This window comes from Shewanella sp. ECSMB14102 (assembly GCF_000813075.1).
GTDB lineage: Bacteria > Pseudomonadota > Gammaproteobacteria > Enterobacterales > Shewanellaceae > Shewanella > Shewanella indica.
Map to the genome: position 1 here is coordinate 130,588 of NZ_JWGX01000004.1, position 8,624 is coordinate 139,211.

The window sequence follows — 8,624 nt, forward strand, 5'->3', positions numbered from 1 at the left end:
CCCTGGATTAACTCTTCGCCGGTGCGCCGCCACGCAGGGCGCGGTAGAGGGCTATCATAGCCAGCAACTTATCGCGTTTTGACTCGCTCAACGACAGCTCGGCGCTGAAACGTTGGCGCTGGGCATCCATCAAGTCAAGCGAAGTTGCGACGCCGTTCTGGTATCTGAGCCGCGCCAGGCGCACGTATTCAGAGGCTGCATCAAGCAAGCGTTGTTGCTCTATCAGAGCCTGCTGCGTTCTCTGATAATCATTCATCGCATTGCGCACTTCCATATAGGCGTTCAATACCGTGCTGCGATAAGCAAGCATGGCCTGCAGCTGCGCCTCGTTGGCTATCTCATATTCGGCACTTATCTTGCCGGCATTGAAAATCGGCGCCGTGATCCCACCGAGCAGCGACCAGGTGAGTCCCTTGGAACTGAAAAGGTTATCCAGGCTATCGGATCCGCGGCCATATTCGGCGGTAATGGTAAACCCGGGGAAAAACGCACTCTTGGCGACCCCGACCTCCGCCGTGGCCGCTACCAGGGCCTGCTCGCTGGCGCGAACATCCGGGCGGCGCGACAGTAACTGTGAAGGCACCCCAACCGCCAGAGACTCGGGAAATTCACTGCTCACCAGTTTGGGAAGCTCTGGCAAGGGGTGATCGTAAGCTCCAAGTAAGATAAGCAACTGATTGCGCTTGGCCTTGCTGTCATATTCGAGCTGAGGCAAGGTCACCATGGCGGTTTGATATTCCACTTCAGCCTGGTGTACATCAAGACCCGAGATCATCCCGTTGGCCCGCCTGAGTTTAGCCAGTTGCAGTTCCTTGGCGCGGATCTCGGCCGTTTCCCGAGAGATCTTAAGTCTTTGCTCTATATCGGTCAGCTGATAAAAGGCAGTCGCGATATCACTGATGAGGCTGATTTTGGATGCCTCAAGCAGCTCTGCCTGCGACAGCGTATTGGCCAGTGCCGCCTCACTGGCCCGGCGGTTGGCGCCCCAAACATCCAGCTCCCATGAAGCGACCCCCTTGAGATTAACATCTGTCTCGGCACTGGGATCTTTATTGGTAATGGCGCTGCTTAGTGACCGTTCGGCTTCAAACTCAAGCCCAAGCTCGGGCCACAGAGCCGCATCAACCACCCGCCCTTCGGCTCTGGCGGCTCGCAGCCTGCTTTGCATCATCGCCAGGTCGATATTGTTATTCAGCGCCTGACGAATAAGTACCTGCAACTCGGGATTGAGGAAAAACGTCTGCCACTCATCCTTAACGGCTTCATCGGACTCTACTTGCGGCAGCGCCTTATCAAACTGCGCCGGCATATTGAGCTCAGGGCGCTGATAATCCGGCCCCAGAGTGCAGCCCCAAAGGCCCAAGGAAAGTGTCAAGGCGAGCAGTTCCGGTCTAATGCGTTTACTAAGGACCTGTACCTTAGTCGGTTTCACCGGGCTCATGGTTAATACTCCGGTCTTCATACGCCTTCCTCCGTGGCCGACTTTTGGCTTGCCGAGTCACCCTTAACCTTGGTGCGAACCCAAGCGGCTGTGGTCACAAAGAACAGCGGCACCAGTACAATCCCTATGCTGGTAGCAAGCACCATGCCGCCAAGGATGGGAATAGATACAGAATGACGACTGACAGAGCCGGGTCCGGCGGACAAAACCAGCGGCAAGACACCGAGAATAAAGGCCATGGAGGTCATCAAAATCGGCCTGAAGCGCATTGCGGCAGCTTCCATTGCCGCCTCCAGCCGTGAACGGCCCTCTCGGTGCAGTTGGTTGGCGAACTCGACAATCAAAATCGAGTTTTTGGCCGCCATCCCGATAAGGGCAATGAAGGCAACCTGGAAGAAGAGATTACTCTGCATACCACTGAGCAGTGTTGCCAAAGAGGCTCCCAGCATGGCAATGGGCGCAATAAGCAGCACGGCGACAGGAATGGTCCAACTCTCGTACAACGCCGCCAAAAACAGGAACACGAACACCAAGGCCAGCGTAATGGCGATACTGGTCTGGTTGGCCGAGCGCACTTCCTGGAAGGTGAGCCCGGTCCATTCATACTTGAACTCGGGCGGCAACATGGGCTTAGCCACCCTATCGATGGCTTTTATCACATCGCCGGTCGCATATCCGGGCGCCGGAGTGACATTGATGGACGCACTGGAGAACAGGTTGTAATGGGTCACAGCCGCAGGCCCCACAGTATATTCATAGTCGGCCAAGACCCCAATCGGCACCATGGCACCATTGGATGACCGGACATAATAATCCTTGATCTGCTGGGGAAACTGACGATAACTGTCTTCGGCCTGTACCCTGACCCGATACACCCGACCAAACAGATTAAAATCATTGACCGTGGCCGAATCGGTAAAGGTCTTGATGGTACTGTAGAGATCGGCCACATCTACCCCGATAGCCATCGCCTTGGCTTCATTGACCGAGAGGTACAGCTGTGGAATGGAACCCTGCAGCGACATGGCCGCTGCCGCAACCTCAGGTTGCTGCTTGAGCTGCTCCACCAATTCGTTGCTGGTTTCCATCAATCCTTTGAAGTTGGTTCCCGAAGTATCCTGCAGCACCATCTCCACCCCGGAGCCGTTACCCAGACCGGGCACGGCCGATGGCAGATAGAGGTTGAACTCAGCCTGCAATACCTGGCTGAGCTGATATTTAAGCTCTTTCATTACCTTCTGCACTGTGGCCTGATTTTGTTCCCGTTCGGCCCAGGGTTTGAGGATCACTTCAAACTGACCGTTGGCTTGATTCGACCCAGAGCGGCGGTTTTCCCCGGCCAGGGTAAAAGACCAGGCGACGGCCGGATGGGCCAGCACATGGCGCTCGGCAATCTTGAGCACCTCTTGGGTGCGGTTGACCGTCGCCCCGGCAGGCAGCGTCATATCGATGAAGAAACGGCCCTGATCCTCATCCGGCATAAAGCTCGATGGCAAATGGCTCATGATGTACCAAACCGCCACCACCATGGCGCCAAACACAAGGTAACTGCGCCGCGCATGCTTGTTGGCTAAGCCTACCAGGGACACATATTTGTCGGTCAATTTGGAGAGACGGTTATTGAGCCAGAAGAAGAAACCGCTGTTGGCCGCATCGCCCGGCCGCAACAGCAAAGCGCAAAGTGCCGGGCTCAGGGTCAATGCCACCACAGTGGAGATCAGCACAGCCACGGCAATGGCGACAGCAAATTCACGGTACATAATGCCGGTGATCCCGGCAAGAAAAGACACAGGTACAAACACGGCGCACAGCACCAAACTGGTTGCTATCAAGGCACCGGATAACTCTTTCATGGCGCTGCGGGTGGCCGCCATCGGGCTCATGCCCTTTTCATTGATAAGTCGCTCGACGTTTTCCACCACCACAATGGCATCATCGACCACAATGCCAATGGCCAAAACCAGTGCCAGCAGGCTGACGGTATTAATGGTAAAACCGAAAGCCAGCATGGCGGCCAATGTCCCAATCAGGGAGACAGGTACCGCAATTGCCGGGATCAGGGTCGCCCGCCAATTCTGCAAGAACAGGTATACCACCAGCACCACCAACACCAGGGCTTCGATCAGGGTTTGCACCACCTCATCGATGGATTCTTCAATAAACACAGAAGCATCGTAAAACACCTGCCATTCCATACCGCTGGGAAACTTGGTCGCCAGCTCCGCCATGGTTTCCTTGACCTTACGGGTCACCTCAAGGGCGTTGGCACCGGGCAACAGATACACCTGCAAGATAGTGGCATTCTGGCCATTGAGTTGGGATTGCAAGGTATAAGCCGAGGAGCCGAGTTCCACCCTGGCAATATCACGCAGGCGAATAATGGATCCGTCCGGATTGGCGCGAACTATGATCTCTTCAAATTCCCTGACACTGGACAGCCGCCCACTGGCGGTTATCGGCAAGGTCTGGCTCAAGGCATCACTATTGGGTTGGGTACCCACAGTACCGGCCGGGGTTTCCTTGTTTTGTGCCTTGATGGCGTCAGTAACATCTGTCGTGGTCAGGCTATGACCCGCCATGGCATCCGGGCGCAGCCACACCCGCATGGCATAACTGCGGGAGCCAGTATTCCGGGTACGACCAACGCCGGGGATCCGTCTCAGTGCCGATTCGATATTAATGGAGGCGTAGTTGGAGAGGTAAATTTCATCGAAACGAGGATCTTTGGAGGTCAATGCCAGCTTGAGCAGCTCCACCGAGGAATCCTTGGAGACAGAAACACCTTCGGTTTGCACATTGATTGGCAAATTACCCAGAGCCTGCTGAGTCGCGTTCTGCACATCCACCGCCGCCAGATCCGGGCTTGTGCCTACATCAAAAGTGATGGTGACATTGGTGCCGCCAGAATTGGTGCTCTTGGAGCTCATATAGATCATATTGGGCACACCATTGACCTCCTGCTCCAGCGGTGTTGCCACGGACTCGGCGGCGGTTGTGGAGGCGGCTCCCGGATAGGAAGCCGAGATACTCACCTGCGGCGGCGTGATATAGGGATATTGATCCACCGGCAGCTGGAACATGGCTATCAAGCCCAAGAGCACAATAACAATACTGATAACGGCCGAGAACACGGGTCGGCCAATAAAGAACTGAGCCATCTAGTTACGCTCCTGTTCTTTTGATTGCTGTTCCAGCGCCTCCTGCTTTTCCTGCTCGTCGAGCCGCTTTTGATACTCTTTGGCATCAAGCGGCTCGGCCAGTTGGCCATGACGCACACGGTGCATGCCTTCGACTATCACACGCTCACCGGCGTTGAGACCACTCTTGACCACCACGCCCTCCGGCCCCTGATGCTCAATCACGATAAAGCGCCGCTCAACCTTATTGTCCGGCATCACCACCATCACATAGACGCCGCCCTGATCCACTTGGGTCGAACGCTGCGGTATCACTATGGCATTGCCTATCTCACTGAGTTTGATCCTGACATTGGTGTATTGACCCGGCAGCAACTCCTTGTCGGGATTGGGCAAAACCGCTCTCACCTCAAAAGTACCTGTACTGGGGTTAACCTGAGGATCGGTGAAACTGACGTTACCCAGATAGCGATATTCACTGTTGTCCGGCAGGGTGATACGTACAAATCCCTCTACCGCCTTGCCTTCAGTCTCGGCTTCCTGTTGCTGGTTGTAACTGGTCATGCGACGTCTGGCATTGAGGTAATCCAGCGCCGACATATTGAAATTGACATAAATGGGGTTCACCTGCTTCACCCGTGTCAGCAAGGATTGCCCCTGGCTACCGACCAAGGCGCCGATATCCACCTCGGAGCGACTGACTAAACCTGCGATCGGCGCCTTTATCTCGGTGTAACTAAGCTCCAGCAGCGCTTCTTCCAGCTCGGCGTGGCCGGCTGCCAGAGCCGACTTGGCCTGAGCCAACGCCGACAGCGCATTGTCATAATCCAACTGACTGGCGGCATCCTGTTCATAGAGAGGTTTCAGACGCTTCACATCCCGCTGCGCCTTTTCCAGTATCGCCTGCTGCGACTCAACATTGGCCTTGAGTCGGTTAACCACTGCGTTATACGGCTTGTTATCTATCTTGTATAAGATATCGCCGGCATTGACAGCGCTGCCCTCGGTAAAGAGTCGCTCCTCGACAAAGCCATCGACTCGGGCCCTGACCTCCACATCCAACGAAGCCTTGGTGATACCGACATAATTACCGTAAACAGGCACAGTCGCCTGCTCAACCTCTTCCACCACCACCAGTTTGGGGGTGATGGTCACGGGTTCAGGTTCACAACCGAGCAATAAAAAACCACTGACAATGAGCAGTGGCAATAGTGGAGCAATCGAGTGATTGAAATAACCCTTACGGGCAAACACGGGTTTTAGTGCAGTAACAACTAAGGACATGGCAGCTTCCAACATTCAATGGGCGGTCCTGATGGCTCAACAACCCGGCGTTTGGCGCCAGATTGTTTTATTTCCCAGTGTAAGTGCTTGAAGCTACTTGTCAATTATCATCCCTGGTTAGGGACGATAAGTTATCTGTTCGGAATACAAATCGGCGACCTGGCGGGTAAACTGCTGTTTGAGTATTTGAATTTGTTCTGGCTTATTTTTTACCAAGCGACTGCGGGTTGCCAAACTGCTGCTGATAAAGAGCTTAAACCAGGTATCCAAGGCTTCGGCGCAGCCTTGTTCCCCTAAAGATTGCAGAGTTAATATCGCCACTTCGGCGGTGCCCATCTGAAAGTCGCGGCTGCCCTTTCTAAGCTGATAGCGAGCCAAGGTTTCAGCGCTGAATGACAGCATAGGTAATTGATGCAGATAACTACTCTTGCGAAACATCTTCACCGCCTCACGCCAACTGCCATCGAGCACAATAAACAGAGGCAGCTTGGCTTGCTCGGGCTCTCCCTGATTAGCGAGCACCTCACTCAAAGCCTCAGTCACCACCTCTTGCCCAGGTAAGGCATATTCCCCAGGAAACACCAGGTAGGGTTGATAATCCGGGTTTTCCAGCAAGGCCAAGAGTTGAGGGTCCGGCTGAGTTCGCGACCAGAGAAAGGCATGGGTATCCGGAATGAGGTCGGCTATCAAACGCCCACTGTTGCTGGGTTTCAATACCTCGGCATCATACATAACCAGCGCAAACGCCGCTTTGGAAGGCAACAGTCGCCTGTACTCACAAGTACAAAAGCTCTGCTCCAACAGACAGCGACCGCAGCGAATAAGATTCTTGCCCCTTGATGCATAAGGTTTGGTCGACAGCGACTGACGGTATTCATACAAGCGGTGAACCGCGTGAGGTTGAATTGACATGAATATCCCGAATGACAATGACTTAATAGCTAGTTTGTGCCACTGGATTAGGAGTGGTGTTGAGGCAGTGACAGCCGAACCTAATGGCCGGCGCAGTTTACTGCCGCATCCTGGTTGCAGCAAGCGCTTTAAGCTCACTCTTTCCCGGGGGGAATGCTGGCGGCTTGCCGATAACACGAGTAACAGGCTTGGGATCCAAAAATTAATTTATCAAAGCAGACTGTAAACATCTTATTCCACATCAATATTCAACTGCTGACTTCAAAACCAATAAAAGCGAAGGTGCGCGGGTTACAGAGATGACTTACTGTTGGCTTTGCCCAAGAATCAACCCAACAACTGTAAAAAAATAATTACACACTATTGTACCGGATGAAAAGTTATCAACATCCCTAGTTTTTTCTTGTTTAACAGCGACTTCTGTCATTGAAATTGCAAAATAGCCGAGTATGATAGCGCCCGTCTCGGGGAGACCCCGAGCAGGAAGATGCGCCTCCCTATCCGGCACTCGTCTTTGCGTATCTTCCCAAACGATCTTTTAGTTCTGTATCAAGGTTGTGGAGTATTGACTGTGGTACCTGATGAGAATGTTTCCGGCGTATCCTTGAGCCCCCTGTTAATCATGCTGGTGATGATGGTCGCCTGCGGCCAGATAGCCCAAACCATTTTTGTGCCCGCTCTGCCTATGATGGGTGAGCAATTCAGTGTCAGCGCCGGTCAGTTACAGGCGATTATGGGCACTTATCTGTTGGCCTATGGCCTGCTGCAATTTGTTTATGGCCCGGTATCGGACAGGTTCGGCCGCAAGCCGCTGCTGCTTATCGGTCTCAGTCTGTTCGTCATAGGCGCTATCATTGCCGCCTGCGCCGGGAGCTTTAACACCTTGTTGCTTGCCAGTGCCATTCAAGGCTGCGGCACCGCCAGTGCCGGCGCCCTTTGCCGTTCTATTCCAAGAGATTTCTTCTTCGGTGAAAAACTGGTGCGCTTCAACAGTTACGTGTCCATGGCCGTGGTGTTCTCACCGCTGCTGGCTCCTTTTATTGGCGGGGTGTTGAGTATGCATTATGGCTGGCATGCCGTGTATTGGTTCCTGGCTTTTTTCGGTGTCTGCGTGGTAATCACCCTGGCGCTGAAATTCAAGGAATCCCTGCCCAAAGAAAAACGCCAGCCGCAGTCCATGCTCAAGTCCTATGCCTTGGTGCTCAAACACAGAGCCTTTCGCGGTTACCTGCTGTCTTTAGTGGCTACCTTCGCCGGGATTGCCGCCTTTGAGGCCATTGCCGGTATTCTCTATGGCCAGGTGCTGGCCATGAGCCCCATGATGGTCAGTTGCTATTTCGTAGCCCCTATTCCGGGTTATCTTTTGGGCGCCTGGTATGCCGGCAGACAGGCATCACTGCATAAGCTGTTTCACCGCGGTGTGGCCCTGCTGGGCGCAGGGGCGCTATTTTTACTGTTGCCCGGCCTATCTGCTTTGGTGATTGGATGGTGTCTACTGATTGGCTCTGTGCTCTTCTTTACCGGGGCAGGCATACTGTTTCCGGCACTGACATCGGCAGCGCTTGAACCCTTCCCGCGCCAAGCCGGAGTTGCCGGTGCCCTGCTCGGTGGCCTGCAGAACTTTGCCGCCGGTCTTGCGGCCATGTTAATGTCGCTGGTGCCCATGATGGGACAACTCAGCATAGGGCTTTTGACTTCTTCTATGGTGCTGCTGGTGGTGTTGGCACTCAACTATGCCAGAACCCATCCAGATATTGATGTGCATACGGCTGGAGATCCACTCTGAACTCGGCCACAACAAGTGCGCAAACAAGCCTTGAAACTGTAGCAGATAATGAAGTATTTCCAGC

At 54.0% G+C, this 8,624-nt stretch carries 5 protein-coding genes; 1 reads left to right on the forward strand and 4 read right to left on the reverse strand.

The features are described from left to right. Window positions 1-7: 7 nt before the first annotated feature. The 4 genes from RC73_RS01825 to RC73_RS01840 all read right to left on the reverse strand — a co-directional run bounded on the left by RC73_RS01825 (window position 8) and on the right by RC73_RS01840 (window position 6,774). Complete coding sequence (locus RC73_RS01825) at window positions 8-1,462, reverse strand: efflux transporter outer membrane subunit (protein WP_082014216.1); 1,455 nt, start codon at window positions 1,460-1,462, stop codon at window positions 8-10. Further along, window positions 1,459-4,599 (reverse strand): efflux RND transporter permease subunit, encoded by a 3,141-nt coding sequence (locus RC73_RS01830; protein ID WP_039033024.1) that lies wholly within the window; start codon window positions 4,597-4,599, stop codon window positions 1,459-1,461. Before RC73_RS01830 ends, RC73_RS01825 begins: the two co-directional genes overlap by 4 nt. Beyond that, a complete protein-coding gene (locus RC73_RS01835) occupies window positions 4,600-5,862 on the reverse strand; it encodes an efflux RND transporter periplasmic adaptor subunit (protein ID WP_082014220.1) in 1,263 nt (420 codons plus the stop codon). Window positions 5,863-5,979: 117 nt separating this feature from the next. Beyond that, window positions 5,980-6,774: a tRNA-uridine aminocarboxypropyltransferase gene (locus RC73_RS01840; RefSeq protein ID WP_052247925.1), complete on the reverse strand. Its 795-nt coding sequence runs from the start codon at window positions 6,772-6,774 to the stop codon at window positions 5,980-5,982. A gap of 565 nt (window positions 6,775-7,339) precedes the next feature. Between RC73_RS01840 and emrD the strand changes: the two genes are divergently transcribed. Continuing rightward, window positions 7,340-8,560 carry a multidrug efflux MFS transporter EmrD gene (gene emrD / locus RC73_RS01845; RefSeq protein ID WP_052247926.1) on the forward strand — a complete coding sequence of 407 codons (1,221 nt, stop codon included), beginning with the start codon at window positions 7,340-7,342 and terminating at the stop codon, window positions 8,558-8,560. The last annotated feature ends 64 nt before the right edge of the window (window positions 8,561-8,624 follow it).

Bases quoted from the DNA above. Each gene is read 5' to 3' on its own strand.
- RC73_RS01825 (WP_082014216.1), bottom strand. From the start codon at position 1,462: ATGAAGACCGGAGTATTAACCATGAGCCCGGTGAAACCGACTAAGGTA.
- RC73_RS01830 (WP_039033024.1), bottom strand. From the start codon at position 4,599: ATGGCTCAGTTCTTTATTGGCCGACCCGTGTTCTCGGCCGTTATCAGT.
- RC73_RS01835 (WP_082014220.1), bottom strand. From the start codon at position 5,862: ATGTCCTTAGTTGTTACTGCACTAAAACCCGTGTTTGCCCGTAAGGGT.
- RC73_RS01840 (WP_052247925.1), bottom strand. From the start codon at position 6,774: ATGTCAATTCAACCTCACGCGGTTCACCGCTTGTATGAATACCGTCAG.